The organism is Ktedonospora formicarum, assembly GCF_016587355.1.
Classification (GTDB): Bacteria; Chloroflexota; Ktedonobacteria; order Ktedonobacterales; family Ktedonobacteraceae; genus Ktedonobacter; species Ktedonobacter formicarum.
On record NZ_BNJF01000006.1, the window covers coordinates 272451 to 293040 of the forward strand.

At 53.2% G+C, this 20590-nt stretch carries 19 protein-coding genes and 3 pseudogenes; 17 read left to right on the forward strand and 5 right to left on the reverse strand.

Annotated features, from left to right (window positions below; genetic code table 11):
• Positions 1-187: 187 nt before the first annotated feature.
• Positions 188-1352: pseudogene (locus tag K3T82_RS39275) on the forward strand (RNA-guided endonuclease InsQ/TnpB family protein).
• Between the two features lie 655 nt (positions 1353-2007).
• Positions 2008-2676, forward strand: a complete 669-nt coding sequence (locus K3T82_RS39280; protein WP_220198950.1) for a Type 1 glutamine amidotransferase-like domain-containing protein — start codon at positions 2008-2010, stop codon at positions 2674-2676.
• On the opposite strand, the pseudogene K3T82_RS39285 reads toward K3T82_RS39280, so the two are convergent.
• A pseudogene (locus tag K3T82_RS39285) lies at positions 2666-3487 on the reverse strand (IS5 family transposase). The gene K3T82_RS39280 and the pseudogene K3T82_RS39285 overlap by 11 nt on opposite strands.
• Before the next feature lie 62 nt (positions 3488-3549).
• Here K3T82_RS39285 and K3T82_RS39290 point away from each other — a divergent pair.
• Complete coding sequence (locus K3T82_RS39290; RefSeq protein WP_220198951.1) at positions 3550-4053, forward strand: helix-turn-helix domain-containing protein; 504 nt, start codon at positions 3550-3552, stop codon at positions 4051-4053.
• Between the two features lie 462 nt (positions 4054-4515).
• Here the strand turns inward: K3T82_RS39290 and K3T82_RS49425 are convergent, their stop codons facing one another.
• The 3 genes from K3T82_RS49425 to K3T82_RS39305 form a co-directional block, all read right to left on the reverse strand.
• On the reverse strand, positions 4516-4992 hold the full coding sequence (locus K3T82_RS49425; protein WP_220198952.1) for a serine/threonine protein kinase: 477 nt from the start codon (positions 4990-4992) through the stop codon (positions 4516-4518).
• A complete protein-coding gene (locus K3T82_RS49430) occupies positions 4955-5512 on the reverse strand; it encodes a protein kinase domain-containing protein (RefSeq protein ID WP_220198953.1) in 558 nt (185 codons plus the stop codon). The genes K3T82_RS49425 and K3T82_RS49430 overlap by 38 nt, the downstream gene beginning before the upstream one ends.
• A gap of 406 nt (positions 5513-5918) precedes the next feature.
• Entirely contained in the window at positions 5919-6554 is a 636-nt protein-coding gene (locus tag K3T82_RS39305; protein WP_220198954.1) for a DUF6789 family protein, read from the reverse strand.
• A 189-nt stretch (positions 6555-6743) separates the two neighbouring features.
• Here K3T82_RS39305 and K3T82_RS39310 point away from each other — a divergent pair.
• The 8 genes and pseudogenes from K3T82_RS39310 to K3T82_RS39345 all read left to right on the forward strand — a co-directional run bounded on the left by K3T82_RS39310 (position 6744) and on the right by K3T82_RS39345 (position 16515).
• Positions 6744-8396: pseudogene (locus K3T82_RS39310) on the forward strand (nuclease/transposase family protein).
• 119 nt (positions 8397-8515) lie between these two features.
• On the forward strand, positions 8516-9712 hold the full coding sequence (locus K3T82_RS39315) for a hypothetical protein (protein WP_220198955.1): 1197 nt from the start codon (positions 8516-8518) through the stop codon (positions 9710-9712).
• Positions 9713-9860: 148 nt separating this feature from the next.
• Positions 9861-10703, forward strand: coding sequence for a hypothetical protein (locus K3T82_RS39320; protein WP_220198956.1), 843 nt, complete (start codon positions 9861-9863; stop codon positions 10701-10703).
• A gap of 59 nt (positions 10704-10762) precedes the next feature.
• Positions 10763-11008, forward strand: coding sequence for a hypothetical protein (locus K3T82_RS39325; protein WP_220198957.1), 246 nt, complete (start codon positions 10763-10765; stop codon positions 11006-11008).
• 439 nt (positions 11009-11447) lie between these two features.
• Complete coding sequence (locus K3T82_RS39330) at positions 11448-12296, forward strand: hypothetical protein (protein WP_220198958.1); 849 nt, start codon at positions 11448-11450, stop codon at positions 12294-12296.
• A gap of 899 nt (positions 12297-13195) precedes the next feature.
• Positions 13196-13387, forward strand: coding sequence for a hypothetical protein (locus K3T82_RS39335; RefSeq protein WP_220198959.1), 192 nt, complete (start codon positions 13196-13198; stop codon positions 13385-13387).
• Positions 13384-16104, forward strand: a complete 2721-nt coding sequence (locus tag K3T82_RS39340; RefSeq protein ID WP_220198960.1) for a CdiA C-terminal domain-containing protein — start codon at positions 13384-13386, stop codon at positions 16102-16104. The genes K3T82_RS39335 and K3T82_RS39340 overlap by 4 nt, the downstream gene beginning before the upstream one ends.
• Positions 16105-16122: 18 nt before the next feature.
• Positions 16123-16515: a hypothetical protein gene (locus K3T82_RS39345; RefSeq protein WP_220198961.1), complete on the forward strand. Its 393-nt coding sequence runs from the start codon at positions 16123-16125 to the stop codon at positions 16513-16515.
• A 901-nt stretch (positions 16516-17416) separates the two neighbouring features.
• On the opposite strand, the gene K3T82_RS39350 is transcribed toward K3T82_RS39345, so the two are convergent.
• The gene (locus K3T82_RS39350) at positions 17417-17599 is read right to left on the reverse strand and encodes a hypothetical protein (RefSeq protein WP_220198962.1); all 183 of its coding nucleotides are present in this window, start codon (positions 17597-17599) and stop codon (positions 17417-17419) included.
• Between the two features lie 334 nt (positions 17600-17933).
• Between K3T82_RS39350 and K3T82_RS39355 the strand changes: the two genes are divergently transcribed.
• From K3T82_RS39355 to K3T82_RS39380, 6 genes are all read left to right on the forward strand, one after another.
• The gene (locus K3T82_RS39355; RefSeq protein ID WP_220198963.1) at positions 17934-18203 is read left to right on the forward strand and encodes a hypothetical protein; all 270 of its coding nucleotides are present in this window, start codon (positions 17934-17936) and stop codon (positions 18201-18203) included.
• A gap of 139 nt (positions 18204-18342) precedes the next feature.
• Entirely contained in the window at positions 18343-18894 is a 552-nt protein-coding gene (locus K3T82_RS39360; protein WP_220198964.1) for a transposase family protein, read from the forward strand.
• Positions 18804-19043 (forward strand): transposase, encoded by a 240-nt coding sequence (locus K3T82_RS50510; RefSeq protein WP_220198965.1) that lies wholly within the window; start codon positions 18804-18806, stop codon positions 19041-19043. Before K3T82_RS39360 ends, K3T82_RS50510 begins: the two co-directional genes overlap by 91 nt.
• Positions 19044-19301: 258 nt before the next feature.
• The gene (locus K3T82_RS39370; protein WP_220198966.1) at positions 19302-19775 is read left to right on the forward strand and encodes a helix-turn-helix domain-containing protein; all 474 of its coding nucleotides are present in this window, start codon (positions 19302-19304) and stop codon (positions 19773-19775) included.
• Between the two features lie 105 nt (positions 19776-19880).
• A complete protein-coding gene (locus K3T82_RS39375; RefSeq protein WP_220198967.1) occupies positions 19881-20096 on the forward strand; it encodes a transposase in 216 nt (71 codons plus the stop codon).
• A 56-nt stretch (positions 20097-20152) separates the two neighbouring features.
• Positions 20153-20518: an RNA-guided endonuclease InsQ/TnpB family protein gene (locus K3T82_RS39380; RefSeq protein ID WP_220198968.1), complete on the forward strand. Its 366-nt coding sequence runs from the start codon at positions 20153-20155 to the stop codon at positions 20516-20518.
• Positions 20519-20590 lie beyond the last annotated feature (72 nt).

Here is a 20590-nt window from a genome sequence, read left to right on the forward strand (position 1 = left end):
CCAACTTGAAGGAGCCTAAGATCCGCAAGTGGAATATGTGAAAACGAAAGAGGATGCAACTGTTACCGAAAAAGTAGGAAAAAGGGATCAATCATGTGCAAGGCGCCACGCTTTCGGGCTGCTTGACAGATGAGAACATTTGCTCTACAATAATGAAACCAACAGGCAAGAGAAAGAGCAGAACCGCATGATTCGCGCCCATAAGATCAGACTGCATCCCACCTCAGAACAGGCCAACGCCCTTGCACGCGCCGCAGGGGTGGCTCGCTTCGTGTGGAATTGGGCGCTCGCCGAGTGGAATCGGCAGTACGAAGCCCAGGAGCAACCAACTGCCCTCAAGCTCAGGAAGCAATTCAACGCGATCCGACGAGCATCCTTCCCCTGGACCTGGGATGTGACCAAGAACGCCTCTGACCAGCCCTTTCTTGATGTGGGCAAAGCCTTTACGGCGTTCTTCGAGGGGAAGGCTCACCGCCCGAAGTTCAAGAGCAAGAAACGCAGCAAGCCGAGCTTCTCTCTTGCCAACGATCAATGCAAGATCAGAGATCATCGCCTCTGGGTGCCCAAGCTCGGCTGGGTCAATATGGCCGAGAATCTGCGCTTTCAGGGAAGAGTCCTCGGGGTACGCATCACCAGAACCGCCGAGTGGTGGTTTGTTTCCATCCAGGTCGAACTTCCGGACACGAACCCGATGGAGAAAGCGGCAGCGGTGGGCATCGATGTTGGACTCAACCGCCTGGCAACCTTGAGTACGGGAGAGCACGTCGAGAACCAAGCCTTTCTCACAACCGCGCTGGGGAAGCTGCGCCAAGCCAACAAACGCCTGCATCGCCGGAAGGTGGGATCGCGCGAATCGGGACAAAGCGCGCAGAAAGGTGGCACGCCTGCACTACCAGATCGTCTGCTTGCGCCAGGATGTCCTTCAGAAGCTCACAACCAGGCTGACGGAGAGTTATGGAATCATCGGGGTGGAGAACCTGCACCTCAAGGGATTGCTCAAAAACCGACGTCTAGCGCGCGCGTTCTCCGACGCTTCGCTAGGCACGCTGGTGCGTCTGCTGGAAGCCAAAGCCACTCAACAAGGTGGACAGGTGATCAAGGTCGACCGTTTCTTTCCTTCCAGTAAGACCTGCCACGGCTGTGGATGGACCTGGGATGAGATGAGCCTCAAGGATCACCTCTTTGTGTGTCAGAATCCCTCCTGCTCGTATGTTCATGTTCCCCAGGATCGCGATCACAATGCTGGACACAATGTCTTGCAAGAAGCCCTTCGCTTGATCGGGCTCGTTGCTCAAGCCGTCTCCGGTACTGGCTCGGACGAAGACGCAAACTTGGCTGTGGACGCGGGGTAAGACCAAAAAGACCAGCTGGTCTTGAGGCACCTACGGAGGAAGCAGCAACAACAAAAGATGGAGGAAGGCGATGCTTGCAGACGTTTTCCCACATTCATTGGAGCAGGACGACCACCCGCTTCTTTCATACTATGGTCAAGATTCTTCAGGCGGCAAAGAAAGACGAGAAGAGTGAGGCATCCGAATGATCACCGGCCCTTCCATTGGGTACCTTTCCAGAGGAAGAGTCACCTTGCGCGGGGCAAGGCGACTTTTCCCCTGTCCTCTCCAAGGCTGGGGGAGCTGCTCTCTTTGCAGCGACGTCGGGAAGGGGAATATGGGACCACTACGGCGAAAGTTCCAGAGGAGGGGCGCATGGCCAGAATGACACGAGCGGCTTCTCATCTCTCAGACCGTGTTTTGGAATGCGCGGCGGTCATGCCGCATGACCAAAAGAGCAAGATCGGAGAAGTTTTTGCGCAGGTTTGATGGGAGAATGTCTTGCATGCAATTGGTGAGCGGAAGACCGGATGTCGCGCAAGACTGCGAGCGCGCGAGCAGACGACTCAACCTAGGAGAAACGGAGTCGTGACGTTCTGGGGTCGTTCTGCTTCAGTCTCAAAGAGCATGAGCGGAAAAGACTTTCGGCTCTTCATGGATTGGAAAGGAAACCATTATGAAATTGCTTCTCACCTCTGCTGGCATCAAAAATGACAGCATTCGTAACGCTCTGGTTGATCTGCTGGGCAAACCCATTGCCGAGTCCAGCGCCCTCTGCATCCCCACTGCGGGGTACGGGCACCCCATGGGCAGTCCTGGTGGGGCATGGCGTTTCATTACCGGTCAGTCCTCCACACCCATGTGCGAGCTGGGTTGGAAGTCCTTGGGAGTGCTGGAGCTCACCGCGCTGCCCAGCATCGGTGAAGAGTGCTGGGTCCCCTGGGTCCGAGGGGCAGACGTCCTGCTGGTGAACGGCGGCGATGCGCTGTATCTGTGCCACTGGATGCGGCAGTCCGGGCTAGCGGACCTCTTGCCCCAGCTTCCCGAGACGGTCTGGGTGGGGCTGAGCGCCGGGAGCATGGTGATGGCCCCCAGCATTGGGGAGGACTTTGTCGGGTGGAAGCCGCCCACCGGTGGCGATAGAACACTGGGACTGGTTGATTTTGCGATGTTTCCGCACCTGGATCACCCAGAGATGCCAGACAATTCCATGGCCAATGCTGAAAAATGGGCCGCGGGCATGCCGGTACCGTCCTACTTGATCGATGATCAGACTGCTATCAAAGTGATTGATGGAGCAGTGGAAGTTATCTCCGAAGGCCACTGGAAACGGTTTACGCCCTAATGGGGTGTTTGGGAGCTGGTTCGTTCTTGCGCCCCAAACGAGCAAGGAGTAGGCGAATCATTGTCACCTGGATCAGTGTTTCGCTGGTTTGCACTTTGCGCTCGTAGTCTTTGCTCATTCTCCTGTTACGAGAGATCCAACTCAATGTTCGCTCTACCACTCATCGCTTGGGCACCACGCTGAAGCCGCGTGTGCCAGGTGGGCGTTCCACGACCTCTAGCTCCCACTCTCCTGTGGCTTGACAGCATTCAGCCAACTCCTGCCCGCGATAGGCCGCATCGGCCCAGATCTTTTTTAGACGGGGCACGAAAAACTTGAGCCCTGCGAGTAGACCACGGGCTCCCTTGGTATCGTGCGTATCGGCAGGGGTCACGTAGATGGAAATGGGGATGCCCAGCGTATCCACGAGAAGATGCCGTTTCCACCCTTTGATGTGTTTGTGGGCATCGTAGCCACAGATCCCAGACGACTCCTCGACTGTTTTCACGCTTTGGGAATCCATGCTGGCCGCACTTGGGTCAGGATGCCTTCCTTGCCGTTCGCGTTCAGCCCAGTGCAACGCCCGCAGCAAGAGCGTCCAGGTCCCTTTGAGGCGCAAACGCCGGAAATGGTAGAAGACCGTCTGCCACGGTGGAAAGTTGGCTGGGAGATAGCGCCACGGACAGCCCGTGCGCAGTACGTAGAAGATCGCATCAAAAATGGAACGCAGGAAGTGAATTGGTGGCCTGCCACGCCTGGACTGCGGAGGCAGATAGCGTTGCAGACACTCCCACTCTGCATCAGAAAGATCGCTAGGATAACTGGTACTCATCCTCCTAGTCTATCATGTGAGGTCATCTCTGCGATTAACAAAACACGGTCTCAGCCGAAGTAGTGAAAACGAAATGGCAACAGGAGCCACGCCCCTTCTATCGGCAACGTTGGCTGATCATCTATAACGCTCTGGTTGATCCGCGAGAAGCCAGTGAAATTGCCAAGCATACTGGCACCACGGTCGCTATGGTCCACCGAGTGATAGCCAGCTACAATCGCCTGGGAATTGCTGGTGTCGAAACCTCTGGCAAAGGCCGCCGCCGCCAGTATAGGAGTTGGAAAGAAGAGCAAGCGTTCTTGGCTCCCTTTTTCAGCCGAGCCGAACGCGGAGAAATTGCCACCGCTAAGGAAATCAAGCGGGCGTTTGAAGCACAGGTAGGTCACGAGGTCCATAAAAGTACGATTTCGCGGCTTCTCAAACGCCATGGATGGCGCAAGCCCATGCCTCGTCCGAGCCATCCGAAAGAGAGCCTCGAAGCTCAAGAGCAGTTTGAAAAAACTTCTCTGCCAGCGTTGCAGCAGCGGTCGCGACTCGCCCACCTGAGGACAAACGCCCAATCTTAAAGATGGCCCAGGATGAGGGGCGCCTTGGCCGTATTAGTATCCCTAAACGTGCCTGGGCTCCACCTGGAGTAAGGCCGAGGGCTCTCCAGCAGATCATTCGCCAGTCGAGCTATGTTCTCGCTGCGGTGGCACCTGAGCAAGGCTTGATGACCTCTTTGATCTTGCCCTCGGCTGATACCGTCATGATGAATCTGAGTTAGGACGCAACTTGGTATGAGACCTCCCCGGCATGAATGCCTGTCACTTCTTCACAACTATGCGATCGTGAGAAAGAACACGGAAGCGATGCGCTGCAGGGACCTCGTTGTTCCCTACGCGAGAGGTGACACGCGTTCAGCAAAAACGTCGCGTGTCTTGCTACGCTGAAAGCACATCAATGTGCATCAAGGGGCGTTTTTTCATCACCTTTTCCTCACATCATGCTGAGGATCTTCTGTAAACGCTCATATGTGTGTGTAAGTGTCAGGCTTTAGCCGGGTGAGCAGCGATCCGTTGCAAGGCCTGTTTTACATCCGCCATATTGGCCGGCCTCTCATTCTCAATCGTCTTCACCATGCTCCGAATCAGTGTGCTCAGCTCAGCAGATATGCCAGCACCCGTAAGCGGTGCGAATTGGAAAGGATTCTCCGCGGGATCGTCCCCTGACAACAGCTGATGCAGGGTTGCCCCCAAGCTATAGATGTCAGAGCGAGGGGTGGTCTGTGCTTTGCCAAATTGTTCTGGTGCGGCATAGCCTATGGTTCCATAAGCGACGGTGTCCTTGGATTGTCCTGGCTTAAAGTGGCGGGCAATGCCAAAGTCAATCAGGTAAAGATCGCCAGCAGGGATGCGCATAACATTGTCGGGCTTGAGGTCACGGAAGATGATAGGAGGCTGCTGCTGGTGCAGGTAGCACAGCACACTAGACAACTGGATGCCGATGTCCAGCGCCTCCCTCACAGACAGTCGTCCCCCCCCTTGTCTCGAGATACTCCTGCAGCGTTTCCCCTTCGATGAAATCCATCACCAGATACCAACGCCCACCCTCCTCGAAATGATCGTAGATATGCGGTAAGTGGGGATGATGCAGGCGAGCCAGCAGTAGCGCTTCCCGTTTGAAGGCGTCAATGGCCTCCGTGACCTTCTGAGCGTCCAGCCCATGCAAGCTCATTTCCTTGACCGCCACTGGCCGGTTGCCTAGTTTGATATCGGCAGCCTTATAGACGGCTCCCATTCCTCCCTGCCCCAAAGAGCTCATGATCTGATAGTGCTTATCAAGTAAAGAGTAAGGAGAAAGCAAGCCAGTAGTGTGCGCAGAGGGAAGGGCGAATTCTTCCGATGGAGTTTTTGTGGGTTTTACCTTTGGCTCTTTCTTTGGTGGAGTTGCTGGTTCTTTTGGCAGAGCTTTTCTTGGTTTTGCCTTCATAGCATCAAAGGTCATCGATACGGCGGCAATGGTACCAAGTATGCCAAGGAGCATAAGTCCCCTACCAGGAATTCCATCACCTGGTTTAGATGGGTATGGCTGTTTTCAATATATATCCCAATACCTCCCATGAGTACAAACATGATGAGCCATGCGACCGAGCAACCAATGGTTGGTGGGCTAACTTTCTTCTCATCAGGCATCACAATCTCCTCTTCTTTCGCCCTACTCTGCCACACCGATCTGCACCATAGCCTCTGCTAGTGCAGAGGCCAGGTATTTCCCATCGAGCGACCACGCCACTGCATTCACAGCAATAATACATCTGGTCACGAAGCACACCAATAGCAGGTGGATCAATCTTCCACCTCTATACCCTTCATGTCGCGTGTTCTGTGGTTGGTTCCCTGGGATAGTATGCTGGTTGAGTGCAAGCGTTTTTTGAGTGGAGTAGAAACCTTCACCCACGTGTGTTGGCGGGCCTTGCAGGCATCTGCCTGGCCCAACTCCACCGACTGACTATCCCCAGAACGGTTCCATAGGTCAGGTGCCCTACCATCGAGATACTCACAAACTCGTTCAACGCCTTGATATGCAACCACCCTGGATAGATCCCTAACATAAACGCCTCGAGCCCTAATGCCCAGAGGATACCATTCCACCATCGACGTGGAGCGAACAGAATGGCGTACGCAACCGCGAAAAAGAGTCCGTTGAGATAGTGATAGAGCAGGCCAATGGTAGTCGCAACGTCTGGAGCCAGGGCGTGGCCGGCTATCGCAACCCCGAAGAGCGGAAAAATATCGAACGGCCAGAAGGTGTCATGAAAGATGGTCACGATGCACCACCGTGAAAGGTCATATAGGAGCGTCGCCAGCAGACCCGCCAACACTCCTGCTTTGACGCGCCTGACCAATTCGGATCGAGCCTCGGTACCCAGACTGCGCCAGGTAAACAAGCCCATGCAGACATTGAGGATGCTTGTTACCACCAGCGCCAGCCCAAGAGAGATAGGGGTCAAGACGTGGACCAGTAGAGCAATTCCACTGCCGAGTGACAAGATAGCCAGGAGGAGCCAGCGTTTTTTGAGGGTCATTATTTTACAGAGAAGGTGGCGAGAAAGCCCTGCTCATTGATGGCAGGGATGAATCGCCACATCCGCTCTCGTGCGCGAATGGAATAGCGTCGTGCGTGTTTTGCAATAGAACTTGTGTTCTTCTCCTCGTTCTGGTAGAATAGGGAGATCAGCACGACGTATCAGTGGGAATGGAGAGAAGGAGCCGACATGCCTGGACCACGCCAGAGACAGCAGAAGCCACCTCCTAAGGAGAAGCGACCGGCAACGCCGACCTTTCTGCTCGAATTACCCCTCGTCGTTGATCCAGGACAAGCCACTCGACTCCGCGCTCACCTGGAAGCCGCTCGTCACCTCTACAACGCCATCCTCTCCCAGGGGCAGAAACGCCTGCGCCGCATGCGTACTGACGCTGCCTGGCAAGCAGCTCGCGCTCTTCCTCGCACGCAGAAGACCCAACGAGCAGCAGCGTTCTCTGCCTTGCGCAAGCAGCACGGGTTCACCGAGGCGGCATTGCATGAAGCAATCAAAAGCTTGCGCGTGGGATGGATTGCCGAACACATCGAGGCGGTGCTGGCCCAAACGCTGGCCACCCGCGCCTATCGTGCTCTCAATCGTGTCTGCCTGGGCAAGGCCAAACGCGTGCGTTTCAAGAGCCGAGGGCGAGGCTTCTGCAGCATTGAGAACAAGCGCAATGACACTGGTCTGCGCTTTGTGTTGCAAGCCCCCGAGGAAGGCAATGATGGGCATCTGCTCTGGAACGGTGACCGCCTCCCAGCCCGTATTGATTGGCAGGATGAAGTAGTGTGTCATGGCCTGAGACATCGCATCAAATACGTTCGCCTCCTCCAGCGCCCTGCCAGCAGCAAGCGAGCGGACGGTGCCGATGCAGAAGGGAACCGCTACTGTGTGCAACTCATCCTGGAGGGCACGCCCCACCACAAGCCCAAACACACCGTTGGGCAAGGAGTCGTTGGCGCTGATCTTGGTCCCTCGAGCCTGGCACTCGTGCCCCAAGAGGGGGAAGCCAGCCTGGAAGTGTTTTGCGCCGAACTGACTCCAGATGCCAAAGCCATTCGTCGTCTGCAGCGGCGGATGGATCGGCAAAGGCGAGCAGCGAATCCAGAGCACTACGACGAGAAGGGACGTCTCAAGAAGCAAGGGACCAAGAAACTGCGGTGGAAACAGAGCAAGCACTATCAGGCCACCCGACGACGCAAGGCCACCAAAGAGCGCAAGCTGGCGGCGCATCGAAAGAGCCTGCATGGACGCAAAGTGCATGAGGTGCTTGCGCTGGGTAACGCCATCATCATTGAAAAGATCTCCTACAAGGCATGGCAGAGGCAATTCGGCACAAGTGTGGGACTGCGAGCTCCAGGGATGTTTGTAGCACTGTTGAAACGCACCGCCGTGCCCCTCTGGGGGTTGCAAGCACGGGCGGCACCCTGATAGAAGTCCCTACACGCACCACCGCGCTGAGCCAGTGGTGTCACGGCTGTGGCAAGAAGGTCAAGAAACCGCTCTCTCAGCGCTGGCATCAGTGCGAATGCGGTGTGGGTCCCATTCAACGCGATCTCTACTCAGCGTTTCTGGCTGCCTACCTTGATCCAGCAGATCCCATCCCCTCGTGTGCCCGATACGCGCTCGTATTGGGAAGGTGCGGAGGCGCGCCTGCGGGCAGCGCACGAGTGTCTCATCCAACGCGCGAGAGAGGGGCAGGTCCTGCCCCGAAGCTTGGGTCTGACTCGAGCCAGAGTGCGTCTGCCCGAAAGTCCAGGGGAACCACCACTAGAGCCTGTTCTTCTCGCCAAAGGAGAAGAACTGGAAGCGTGGGCCGAACCCCTGGAACCTCCGCTGCTTTAGCACGGAGAGCTTTCAGCCCTCCCGATATATCAGAGCAACAGGGACTGCCTATTGTCTGTGACAGTTGCGGATATGCAAATCGTCCTCTGGGGAAGTTCTGTTCCCACTGTGGACATATATTGTCTCACCAGGCGCTTCCACCACTTCATCTATCTGACCCTTCTGTCTCTCCAGTTGTACTCAGCCACCCCCTAGTTATAGGAACTGGATCACGACCGAGCAAAAATCCGTTCGTAGAACTCTGGTGGATTCGTCTTCCTATCTGGTTTCGCCGCTCTTCGGTTCTTCTCTCTGAGATCTGGCGTGATGGTAGCTATCTGTTAACCATTCCATTGGCTGCAACACTCCTGCCACTCTTACTCTTCTTCTTTGGCGCTCTCGAAGGCATAACCCATGAGGGCATCCTGCCCAATCCATATGCGGGTGGCGAAATGCTCGTGCCTTTTACTCAACTCTTTGCGCTCCTGCTCTTAACGGCGGCAGCCAGTGCCTTCAGCATGAATGTAGGTCTGACTACCGTCCTTGGCTACGCCCTTGGAGATACACTGCATACAGCTTTTGACGCTCATAATCCAGCATTAGCAGAGTGGTACGCCACGCCGCAGACAGCTGTGCTGAACATCTACGTGCCCCACCTGCTGAGCTATGTGATTTTCGCTCTCCTCGTGGTGATTCCTACATTGTGTGCCAAAGCACTGATGGCCTGGCTGAGCCGACTGAACCACTCACCTTCCCTGCTGGTTGTGGCTGTCGGGGCCTGTATCCAGGGAGGCCTCGTGTATGCCTGGATACAGGCAGCTCCGCTCTTGATTCGCACCTTCTGGGGTTGGGGTTGGTATCGCCTCAATACCACCACAGCGGCCATGTACTATCTGCAAACCCCAGAAATGAGTAAATGGATCATATGGTTCGCGGTCTTTTCGTTCGTGTTACGCAATGTCCTGGCATACCGAGCATCTGCAAAGTCATCTTTTATAGAGCGTGAGGAGCGATTGAGCAGAGGTTTCAAAGAGGCGGATGCACATCCAGGTGTGCTGAGGCGGCTCCCTCCCTTCCTTCGTGCTCTTGTCTCAGCAGGTATCACGACGTTAGTTCTGGGAGGTGTTCTCACAGATCCGAGAGAAGGTCTAATCTTCTTCCTGTTCTTGTGGTTCCTGCTCATCATGCGAGGCACGATCTTACCTCGCTTTAGCTTTTGGACAAGCTGGACCCGGTTGGTAGCTCGTGTTCCTGTTCTGATGCGCCTGCTCGCTGCCTTATTGATCATCTATGTGCTTGCCTGGGGTGCGATCAATGTATTTTGGACCCAGGCGTAGCTGTTCGTTGCTACGCCGAGCGCGAGCTTTGAGCCTTACCTGCTCACGATAGGAATCTCGATCACTATCATGGCTCTTCTTCTCCCGCAGACAAAGCAACTGGTGCAACCAGGAAGAAAGCCAACCAGCTAGGAGAAGGGGAAAAGCCATGCGACGACTATACATTCAGTTAGCGACTGGGCTCTATGGAGGTGTCATACTGTGGCAGCTGACCTCTCCAGCAGTGTACATCGATAACTGTGGTAGTCTTCAGGATTGTTATCACACGATCGCTGCTGCTGTAAAGGCGGCAATTGGTCTTGGAATTCTTATTAGTGTGCTGCTCAGCCTGGGCGCAATTGCTGGATGGACTCCGAATAAGCAACCACCTAAGACGAATGAGGGATGGTGGTCAAAAGCTGGACGATTTCTATGGGGTGTTGGCGAAGGGTTGCTGCCTTTCGGTCTGGTGGCAGGAGCAACAGCGCTGGTATCAGTAATATCACCCGTCGCGGCTGCGGTTGGCGCAGGCGCGCTATTCGCTTCTGTGATTGGTTATACCTATAGTCATGCACCTGGGCCTGGAGTAGGGGACAAGGTAAGAAGCGCATTTAACGCGATTAATCCTGTTAGCCAAGTCGGAGAAGGTATTATTGGGGCACAGGAGGCATTCAACGAGGGTGATTATCAGGAAGCTGGAAAACAGGCAGCCAATACAGCTTTAGGTGTATTTGGGGTTTTCACGCTAGTGTCGTCGCTGGTGCGAAGAGCGGCCAGTGCATTAGGGCTTGGGAAAGGAACAACAGTAGAGCCACCAGCGCCAGCCACACCAGAGGAGCCGTCATCGTCTCTGCCAGAAAAAGAGCTACCGCTACCAACCGAAGGGCTCAAGGAGATCAAATCGTTATCGCAAGATCATTGCTCAGGCGACTTGCGGCAAATGGCGAAGAAGTTATCGTTAATATTGGCGGTACAGGAGCTCCACATGAGCCTCCAACTGCTATCAATGTAAATCCAAATATAGACGCACCACGTATTGGGATTCCTAATTTTGTTAAGGAAAGAGGCGAAATGATCGGCACTCTATTTGAGGCTGGAACCGTTGATAAGGTTGTAGGGAATAGGTTGCTTATTAGCAAACTTGGATTGGATGAGATTGCCCAGGGGGCTTACAAAATCTTGCGATCAGGGGGAACCTTCGACATGAATTTTTTCCCGAATGAGGATGTGAAACTCGTGGCGGAAGCCTTAAAGAGAGCTGGATTTGAAAATGTCAATGTCGAACTTGACCTTGCAGTCACGGCTAGCAAGCCATAAGAGATTATAGCGTGATTGGAAAGAGAGGCTATTTGCTCCCATGGTCGATCTAATGGCAGGCGAAGTGGAGAAGCAGATAGTTTTTCTTTATCAAGGATCAGTTGATAGTTAGATAATCACTTGGAGATCGCCACCAACTGATCCCCAGCTGGGTATTGGCGCCTGATAGAGGGTCCCATTCGGCTAGCCGAATGGAAGTGGCATCTCCTTGATCCCATCCGCTACATTCTAAAAACAAAACCATCTACTTGCTTCGTGAAAGGAAGGGGTAAATTTGGTAATTACATGGCTCATGACCACTTGAGGTATTGGTGATGAGGTCAATTTTCACACACGGCATCCACCATGACAAGCTGAAGAGCACTTTTTTACCTTCGCCACTAGTATCACATCCGTGCATGAGCCATTGAGCTACCTCATTTACAACAGGAGGAGCGCTATGGCTCAAAATTTCCCTTTTTGGAATACTTTAAGCGAGGAAGCGCGACAAGCTTACGAGATAGCCGAAAGAATGCTACAAAACCAAGAAACCATAGGTCAGGCTTCTAAGTTTCTTAATAGAAGGGGGATTTCTTGGTCTGCGGAAAGGTTGGCGAATGGATTAAAAAAAGTTACAGAAGCAATGGAGCAGTATGGCGTTGAATCTCCGCAAGCAACTCAAGTAATTACACATGGTACTGAAGCTGCTACTGAAGCTATGGAAGCCGCGGCTATGGAAGCTGCAGCAGAGCAAGGCATAGTGAGAAGAGCTCTCTCTGCAATTGGCAGATGGATTTTGAAAAGACTTGGTTTGAGTGAAGGCGTAAGTTTAGTGGGAGCAACACTTACTGGTGCTCTTGCTGCAACTGTAGTTCTTGGTCTACTTGCATGGGGTTTATCAAGTTGGTTAGGTTCACTCTCTGGCGGCCATTCTGTTCAGCTGGGTGAGCAGAAAAACAAGTCCCACTACGCTCGTGTAGATGTTCCAGGATGTCAATCGGCTGGGCCTTACTTCATCTACGTGCTCAACATTGAGTCTGGTGGCTCCATCTATATCTGTGGGAAGGAAGGTGCGCAGAAGCCTAGTTGTAATTTTGTGGATGGAGGACCCCCTCCTTGCGCGGGCCAACCCAACGTGGGTGTCCTCGGCACGCTAGACAAGAGCGAAGGCTACGACACATACGACCAGGCTGTGGCTGCATACTGTAGGATGCGCACAGAAACCCATCCAGCTTATGGTGGTACGAAGGGCACTGTCAATGGGCAGCTTTACTGGCTCGACAACGCGCCAAAGTGTCCAGGTGATTAGAATCGGTCAGATACCCTACGTTTGAAGGACTGACACTTACACACAAAAATGCGACCTTGAGAAAGAGCTCGGAAGCGATGCGTTGCAGGTGCCTCGTTTTTCCCCACGCCAGAGGTGACACGCGTTCGGTGAAAACATCGCTTGTCTCGCCAAGCGAAAAGCACATCAGTGTGCATCAAGGGGTGTTTTCCCAATACCCTTCCCTCGCATCATGCTGAGGATCTTCTGCAAACGTTCATAGTTGTGTGTAAGTGACAGGCCTTGAAGGGCAGGGGTATCCAGAGGCGGAGGTTTTGATGGTAACACTCGACCGGTCATCAAGGAGATCTGCTCACCTTTCTGTGCTCCGTCATGCCTTCCTCCTCGCGCTCACGGCTGGAGGGCTCCTCATGCTTTTGTGCAAGCCTCACCTGCCACACTCACGCAGTTCGCGCAAAACGCCCAGGCAAGCCACGCATATACCACGGCCGTGCGTGAGGCTGGGTCGGGTGGTGGCACATTGTTCTCTGCTCATCAATGAAGATGATGAGCGCAATCCTCTCCTCCTTTGGGTTTACCAGTAGAATCAAAAAAGTATTGTGGAGTTGCATAATAACAGCAAATATGCTACATTCTCAGAAGAATTGGGGTGATGCCTCAATTGATTAGCTAATTTTTTCTCTTTTGGTAGAGGAGAGGATGAGGCAATTCAGTGGCACTTCTCATGTAAGGAAGAAATGAATGAACGTATTTGAGTTAGCCATGAAGCTCCCGCGCCCATACTAGGATCTTGAGGCATTCTTCGAAGATGCTTTGCCTCGAAGAAACGGTAGGGTCTGTTATCGCGGGAAAAACGGCTTTGTACTGGCGCGTTGATGATCTGAGTAAGCCTGTCTGAGCAGACGGATCGTAGGAGGTCCATGATGAAGACAGAAAAGCCGCTCGAACTCAAGCGACGCACAGCAGGCTCACCGCCACGGCTCACACGTAGTGTGGCGATCCTTAGAGTGCTTATTCTGGCTGCCTACCTTGTCATCGCCTCCATTGCCTGCAATCCCTCCCCAATCCCTCCCCGCATCCTGGCCAGGATGAAAGAGCCAGGACAGCCATGAATACCCTTAGGACCAGGTTGACCACGGCGGGTTCTCTCCTTCAAGGTGATGATGCACAGCGAGCCTTTGACAACCTCGGGGCGGCCATGCTTGCAGCCCACGAGGCTGGCATCGATTTCCCATCGATTCGCCGGGAAGTGGCGGCGGCAGAGGAGAAAGCGGTAGCAACACGCTCGGGACAGGACGCCCTCATGCGCACCAGCGCAGCGTTAGACGGCCATACATTGAATCTCGCTCGGAAACAGCAGGCCCGCACTTTGAGTACCTCAGCGGTCGGAAACCAGTGCCCTACGCAGCTAGCCGCCAGTCAGAACAGTCCGCAGCTCTACTTCGTCAACGGCGTGAACAACACATATCTAGAATTTTCAGAGGCAGCCGCTGAACTCCAAAATGCTGTAAAAGAGGAGGATCCAGATGCTGCTGCCACCCTGTGCCCCATCTACAACTTTTCGATCTGGCAGCATCTGGAGAACGAGGACCCATGCATTCAATACCTGGTGGGCTCGTCTTTCCTGGGCGTTGATACCCTCAACAAGCTCTGCGGTAAATTTGTTGGGAGAATCAAGTTCGGTGCCGGAATAGTTCCAGTTGGCTTTCTCCAACCAGTATTCCAAAAGCTCTTCGATACCCACCTGGATTATAGCAGCATGCCCGTTTTCGAGAATTTGCTACCCAAGGTGAAGCAAAACATCCAGGACGGGAGACGGGTTGTGCTCATATCGCATAGCCAGGGCGGATTCTTCATCCACAATGCAATGAATCAGCTCCGACTGTGGTGGAAAGGCGAATTTCGCGACCAATATCGCAGAGGGTGCCAACAAGACTGGCCACCGGTCGGAATGCTCTATATAGCGCCACCTTTTGGCTCGAAATGGAGCTTCCGGGGAGGCAATCTTGATTCCGATCCAACGCGTTACGTGATGTTGAAAGGCGACGTCCTTAGGGTAACAGGCGTTTCAGATGCGCCCTACACATCCATTCCACCCCCTCCTCTGGACAAAGATGCCAAGGAGAGCATATTCCACGTCCCGACTTCCTCTAACATAGAGGCTCATAAGCTCAAGACCTACTTAAAAGAGGGGTCAGAATCGAGACACCAGATCATCAGCAAGTTTACCCAGCTCAAAAACTATGTGAACGGGCTGAGTGGCGTCGGCGTCGATGATCGGTGTGAGGTGAAAGTCAGCGGAGTCAATCCCGGAGATGTCCCGGGCGGGTATTCCAGCTTCCATGTCGTCGTGAGTGGGACTGGCTTTACTCCAACCGCCACTCTTCAGTTCTGCACGTCCGACGGGTCTTCCTGCATTCCTGCGAATTCCGTCACCTACGTTGAAAGCTCAAAAGGCTCACAGATGACCGCCGATCTCAATACGCAGGATGCCACAGCGGGCGACTATGACGTTACTGTCACTGTTCCCACTGCCGACGGGAAATCCCTCAAAGGACCATGTACCGCATGCCTTCATCTCCATGGAGAACAGCTGAGTCCAACCCCCAGTCCTACGGTGCCGCCGAGTCCAACCCCCAGTCCTACGGTGCCACCAACGTCGCCATCCGGCTACTACGTCTTCGCGCTCACGAATGTCAGTTCTAGCCCAGGCTCGATATTTGTGGGTACCATGGATGAGGTGCGGAGGCGGCGATTCACGTGCAACTTCACCGATGGTGGTTTGTGCAGTAAACAGGGCGGCAAAGATATCCCGGTCCAGTATGAGGTGAAGCTTGGGCCGTTCTCGACACTAAAGGATGCGATCGCCGCTTACTGCCAGGTGCTGACGAACTCGCACCCCGCGTTCGGCGGTCTCAAAGGGACCATCTTCGGTGGCAACTACTGGCTCGACAATGCGCCGAGCTGTTCGGGCATCGGAACACCGACGCCTACTACACCGACGCCCACTACACCGGAACCCACTACACCGACGCCTACTACACCGGAGCCTACTACACCGGAACCCACTACACCAACGCCTACTACACCAGAACCTACTACACCGACGCCCACTACACCAGAACCCACTACACCGACGCCTACTACACCAGAACCCACTACACCGACGCCTACTACACCAGAACCCACTACACCGACGCCCACTACACCAGAACCCACTACACCGACGCCTACTACTCCAGCTCAACAGCCTCAGGTACAAAATATTATGAACTGGCTGACTGCCAATGGCGTCTATGGAGCGAACCAGTCAGACATAGAAAATCTTGTCGGATTAGGATACGATAGAAACACGATCATTCAAATTGTGCTGGCTGGTATCCCGACAACATTGTCATCATCAGAGATAAATGCTCGTCTGACTGATTTGCAATCGCGCATTGATGAAACACAGAAGAGCTTCAGTGCACGGGAGAAACGTCTGGCCTACTTATTAAGCGCTGAAGGACATAAAGTCGTCGCTGTCCCCGAAAGCAACGAAAGCAACGTTCGGACCCCTGACGCATTAGTGGACGGAGTTCCAACAGAATTCAAATCTTTAGAGCCTGGAGCAACCAGTAATTCGGTCAAAGATGCTATAACCGCCTCCATTAAAGGGGGAGGCCAGGCGAGAAATATCATTGTCGATGCGAGGGGTTCTGGATTGACGCTGGACGAAGCACAAAGAGCTTTTAATCGTTTGAGACATCCAACAATAACCAGGGGAAGGGTTGATTCTATTCGCATTATTGGAAATGGCTTTGATAAAACCGAAACAGGCTTTCCTTGATGCCAGGAGGATGAGCATATGTCCGAGTTGATCAATATCCTTGTCAAGACTGGCCAACCGCTTGAAAAATTTATCGGGGATCTGGAGCAATTGTTGCACCTCTCGTTTCAGCGCGACAGCGATCCAATATATCATGATATCACGTACAGATTTACTGATGAGCAGGCCAGGATATGGGTCTATGAGCGCGAAATTGATGAGGAGGATGACTCGCCCTACGAAAAGTATCCCTATGTCATCAACATAGAGGCGAGACGGTTCAAAGAACCCGAAGAGGAGCTGGCGCGGCAGAGAGCGCTTGGATATCGGGTGTTTGAGACGTTGAAAAAAACGGGGAAGTACCGCCTTTTGTTGTTTTGGGATATGCAGAAGCTTCTGGAAAAGTTTGAGCCCCCAGTGGGCGAGGAGTAACCAACACGTTGCAAAAATTCTTGCCGCACCCCATAAGGTATACTCTGGGGAAGGAGAGAACCAGGAGAGTACTTCAGAGAGATGACGCATGTTATGTTGACATGCTCCCCATGCCTGGAAGGGCAGGGGATTCCAACAATCACTTGTTGGGTTTCCTACTTCGCTGAGGCTTGCCCAAACGAGACAATGCCCGTCCAGGTCTTACTGTTCAAGATATTCGATCATGCGATACACTGGAGGAGTGTCTGCATCCATTTTCTGTCAGGAAGGAGGCTTCGATGTTCATCACCGGCACCTCTCAGGTCGCTATCATCCTCTCAAAAGAAGACCCAGAGAGAACCACATTGTACAGGTTGAGTCGTAGAATTTCTCCGAAGACAAAAGGGAAAGAGAGCCAGAGGTTCATCAAGCATTCTGGGAGCTTGAGGCTCGGTCGAAGGGGTGATCATAGCTTCTTGAACTATGAACATTTCTTGCCATTTGTAGACATTTCATGCCCTTGACTCATCTGCTAAACTTATTGCTAGTACGGCGAGTTACGTCGGAATGTACGCCTGTGGAGATCCTGTAAGACCTGGGAAACCAGGCAGGTTGTTCGTTGAAGCAGGAACCGAACACCAGATATGGCTTGTCCATCTTTGGGTCAGTTTCGGATAACGGTCCCTAGCGTGCTTATGCAAGCTGGAATGCGGGCAAACGATGCTGCCAGACCCGCCCCTTGACGGATAGGCTAGACTCGGCACGCGCGAGAGCCAGTCAACTGATACCGTCAAGGGCGGCATCGTCCGCGCTCCGACTTGCTGGTGGCAAGGGTGGAGCATGTCAAGAAGAAGCTCCATAACCTGCAGTAGTGGTCATTTTTTTGAAAGTTCTATATGCCTTATGTCTGATCGAGGCAAGATCACGTACCGCATTGGCCCCAACAGCCAAAACATGGGAAACCACCATCGGTTGGTACCGAAAATGCTAAACGAGTCTCCAACTCTTCAACCTCAAATTCCAGATCATTGAGTTCCTCTTCCAGGAAGTTCTTTTTTGCATCCTCTAATGGTTGCGTAAATGGTAACTTCTTGTCTTCATTCATACCAATTTTCCTCCTTACTAGCTAATCCTGATGGGAGAAGTCAAAGACCTATCTGCAGCATTGTTTGCAAGAAAATGGATCTTGCTTGATACCTCTTATCCCATCAGGGCAAGTATAAAAGATCCCTTAGTTGCTGTAAACGTCTATGGAGGCTAGGCCCTTGGAGTAGCCCCAACGGGGTTATCGGACCGCGTCGTAAGACCCCTGGCCTGAGATATGTCTCTTTTACGGATTTAACAAACTGCTAGAATAGGAAGATGAACACGCAAGACCTCCTGGACCCAGAACGCTGGGCCCAAAAGACGTTTGGGCAAGCCAGGCTCAAGGATATTCGGTGAATGGGACGAGCCGTCAAGGCGGCTCGTCGCATGGCAGAGAATGCCTCGGCCTCCTTGCTGGCCCAATGCAGACGTTGAAGGATGTGATGGCCTTGTATCGCTTGCTCAATGAAGACAATGCCACCTTTGAGGCCCTCATGCAGCCTCACTGGCAGCAGATCTGCGAACACATTGAGGGGCAATCCGTTGACCTGCTCGTGCAGGATACCACGCAGGTTTTGTTTTCTCTCAAATTTCTTCTGGTGGGCTTTTTCCTCTTGATATAGGAGATCTTTTAGTATGATCGTTTGCTCCAAGGTTCGCCAGCAATATCACTTTTGGTGAAGCCCATGCTTGTTTGTGCCAAGTGATATACTAAAGAGAACCTTAAGCATGTGATATACTAGAGAAAATCTCAAACATACTATGCTCTTTCTCCTGGATTTCCCAAATAATCAGACGATACTATCTGCATTTCTTTCTTTACTCTTGAGCTTAGACGATGAGAGCATTTCGCCGAACGAGGACTACCTGGTCATCTCTGCCATTGTTTGTTCTCCATCTGGGCGTTGCTCTCTCTGCCAGCAGGAAGCAGTGCGTGTACATAGCCGATATCGTCGTACCGTTGGCGCCCTCTACTGGGAAGGTCGCCGAGTGGTGCTTTCACTCTTGGTGCGCAAGTTCTTTTGTGATACACCCCAGTGCCCGCGGCTGATCTTTACCGAACGTCTTCCAGACTTCATTGAGCTATGGGCTCGGATCACCAATCGTTTGTGCCATTCGCTTGAAGCAATCGGATTTGCCGCCAGCCGTGAGGTAGGCTCACGGCTGGCCTCACATGTCTGGATATCTGTCCCTCCTACGACCCTGCTTCGGCGCATTATGGCATGCCCAACTCCTGTGCCACAAGTAGTCTCACACGTGGGATCGATGATTTCGCGTTTCGGCGAGGCCGAAAATATGGAACGCTTCTCGTAGATCTCGACAACCATCGTGTTGTTGATGTGCTATCAGACCGAACCACCCAATCAGCGGCTACATGGTTCGCTATTCATCCGAAGGTGGAGATCATCAGCAGGGATCGCGGCACTGACCACGCAGCAGTTGCACGTCAAGCTGCTTCCTAGGCAATGTACGTGGCAGATTGCTTACACATAGTCAAGAATTCATAAGCTTTATAGTGCCACCCGCATCGCAAGCTCAGCCGGACTTTGTCCTTTTGCACAGGGCTTGATATGCTGCCTAGTGTTCATTCCTTATTCGTGATCGTTTTCTTTAGGCTATGAAAATAATGTGTGAAAGAGCTTTCAACAGAAAAATGCGGAAGAAACAACTGCATTGGGGGCATAATTTCTTTTCAAGAATAGGGACAAAAAAGGGCAAACATGGACAGACCTTCCCTTGAAACAGCAGCGACTTTGTGGTATATTTGTTCTACATTCATCGCAGAGGAAGAAGAGCAGAAGATGGTACGTGGCTACCGAGGAGAACTTGATCTCAATAACGCGCAAAAGACACTCTGTCGCAAACATGCCGGGGCTGCTCGCTGGGCTTTCAATTATGGCCTTCGCCGCAAACAAGAGACCTACAAAGCTGGGCAGAAAACGCCCAGCGCCATCGATCTGCATCGCGACATCAATGCCCTCAAACCCTCTGAGCCCTGGATGTATGCGGTGTCGAAATGTGCTTTTCAAGAAGGATTACGTGACCTGGATGCCGCCTTCAAGCACTTCTTTCGCAAGTGCCGGCTCAAGAAAGAAGGCACCTGGAAAGGCTCGTGTGGCTATCCCCGCGCGCAAAAGCCGGAAGAAAGCCATCGGTGGCGCTCGCTTCACCGGGAGCATTCGGGTGTTTTCTGATGCCATTCAGTTGCCTCGTTTGGGAAGGCTCCGACTCAAAGAGCACGGCTATTTCCCTCTGGGCAGCAAGATTAGCAGTGCCACCATCCATGAGCAAGCAGACAGATGGTTTGTTTCCATCTGTGCACACAGGAGGAAGCGAAAGACCACCGGGCAGCCACAGGCGACGTGATTGGAGTTGACCTGGGGATTAAGAAGCTGGCAACCTTGTCTGATGGACGTACGTTCGAGAACCCCAGGGCGCTGCGCAAGAAGATCACGGCGTTGAAGCGAGCTTCGCGACGTCATAGCCGCAAGGCGAAAGGATCACGCAATCGCTAGAAAGCCCGCGCAGCGCCTCTCGCGGATGCATGCCCGGATCGCCAATGTGCGTACCAATGCCTTACACCAAGCGACCGCTCAGATCGTGGCGAGAACCCGCGCCCGATCAAGAGCGACCGCGTGTGATTGTGCTCGAGGATTTACACATTGCAGGCATGCTCAAGAATCGCCGGTTGGCCCGAGCGATTGCGGATGTGGGCATGTACGAGTTCAAGCGGCAGATCCTCTACAAAGCCGAACAGGCAGGAGTGCAGGTGCTGCTGGCTTCCCGTTGGGAACCCTCCTCAAAAACCTGTTCCTGTTGTGGGTGGGTCAATGAGGCGCTCACGCTTTCGGATCGGGTCTTTGTCTGTCTGGAGTGTGGAAACGTCCAGGACCGAGATGCCAATGCCGCCATCAATCTCGCGGCGTTGGCACAATGAACATAGCGTACCGCAAGTTCTGCGGGAAGTGACGCCTGTGGAGCAGGTGTAAGACGAGCGAAAGGCTCGCTC

Excerpts from the sequence above, each read along its gene's own strand:
- K3T82_RS39280 (WP_220198950.1), top strand. The coding sequence starts at position 2,008 with ATGAAATTGCTTCTCACCTCTGCTGGCATCAAAAATGACAGCATTCGT.
- K3T82_RS49430 (WP_220198953.1), bottom strand. The coding sequence starts at position 5,512 with ATGCTCCTTGGCATACTTGGTACCATTGCCGCCGTATCGATGACCTTT.
- K3T82_RS39305 (WP_220198954.1), bottom strand. The coding sequence starts at position 6,554 with ATGACCCTCAAAAAACGCTGGCTCCTCCTGGCTATCTTGTCACTCGGC.
- K3T82_RS39320 (WP_220198956.1), top strand. The coding sequence starts at position 9,861 with ATGCGACGACTATACATTCAGTTAGCGACTGGGCTCTATGGAGGTGTC.
- K3T82_RS39325 (WP_220198957.1), top strand. The coding sequence starts at position 10,763 with ATGATCGGCACTCTATTTGAGGCTGGAACCGTTGATAAGGTTGTAGGG.
- K3T82_RS39330 (WP_220198958.1), top strand. The coding sequence starts at position 11,448 with ATGGCTCAAAATTTCCCTTTTTGGAATACTTTAAGCGAGGAAGCGCGA.
- K3T82_RS39335 (WP_220198959.1), top strand. The coding sequence starts at position 13,196 with ATGATGAAGACAGAAAAGCCGCTCGAACTCAAGCGACGCACAGCAGGC.
- K3T82_RS39340 (WP_220198960.1), top strand. The coding sequence starts at position 13,384 with ATGAATACCCTTAGGACCAGGTTGACCACGGCGGGTTCTCTCCTTCAA.
- K3T82_RS39345 (WP_220198961.1), top strand. The coding sequence starts at position 16,123 with ATGTCCGAGTTGATCAATATCCTTGTCAAGACTGGCCAACCGCTTGAA.
- K3T82_RS39350 (WP_220198962.1), bottom strand. The coding sequence starts at position 17,599 with ATGAATGAAGACAAGAAGTTACCATTTACGCAACCATTAGAGGATGCA.
- K3T82_RS39360 (WP_220198964.1), top strand. The coding sequence starts at position 18,343 with ATGCTCTTTCTCCTGGATTTCCCAAATAATCAGACGATACTATCTGCA.
- K3T82_RS50510 (WP_220198965.1), top strand. The coding sequence starts at position 18,804 with ATGCCCAACTCCTGTGCCACAAGTAGTCTCACACGTGGGATCGATGAT.
- K3T82_RS39370 (WP_220198966.1), top strand. The coding sequence starts at position 19,302 with ATGGACAGACCTTCCCTTGAAACAGCAGCGACTTTGTGGTATATTTGT.
- K3T82_RS39375 (WP_220198967.1), top strand. The coding sequence starts at position 19,881 with ATGGTTTGTTTCCATCTGTGCACACAGGAGGAAGCGAAAGACCACCGG.
- K3T82_RS39380 (WP_220198968.1), top strand. The coding sequence starts at position 20,153 with ATGCCTTACACCAAGCGACCGCTCAGATCGTGGCGAGAACCCGCGCCC.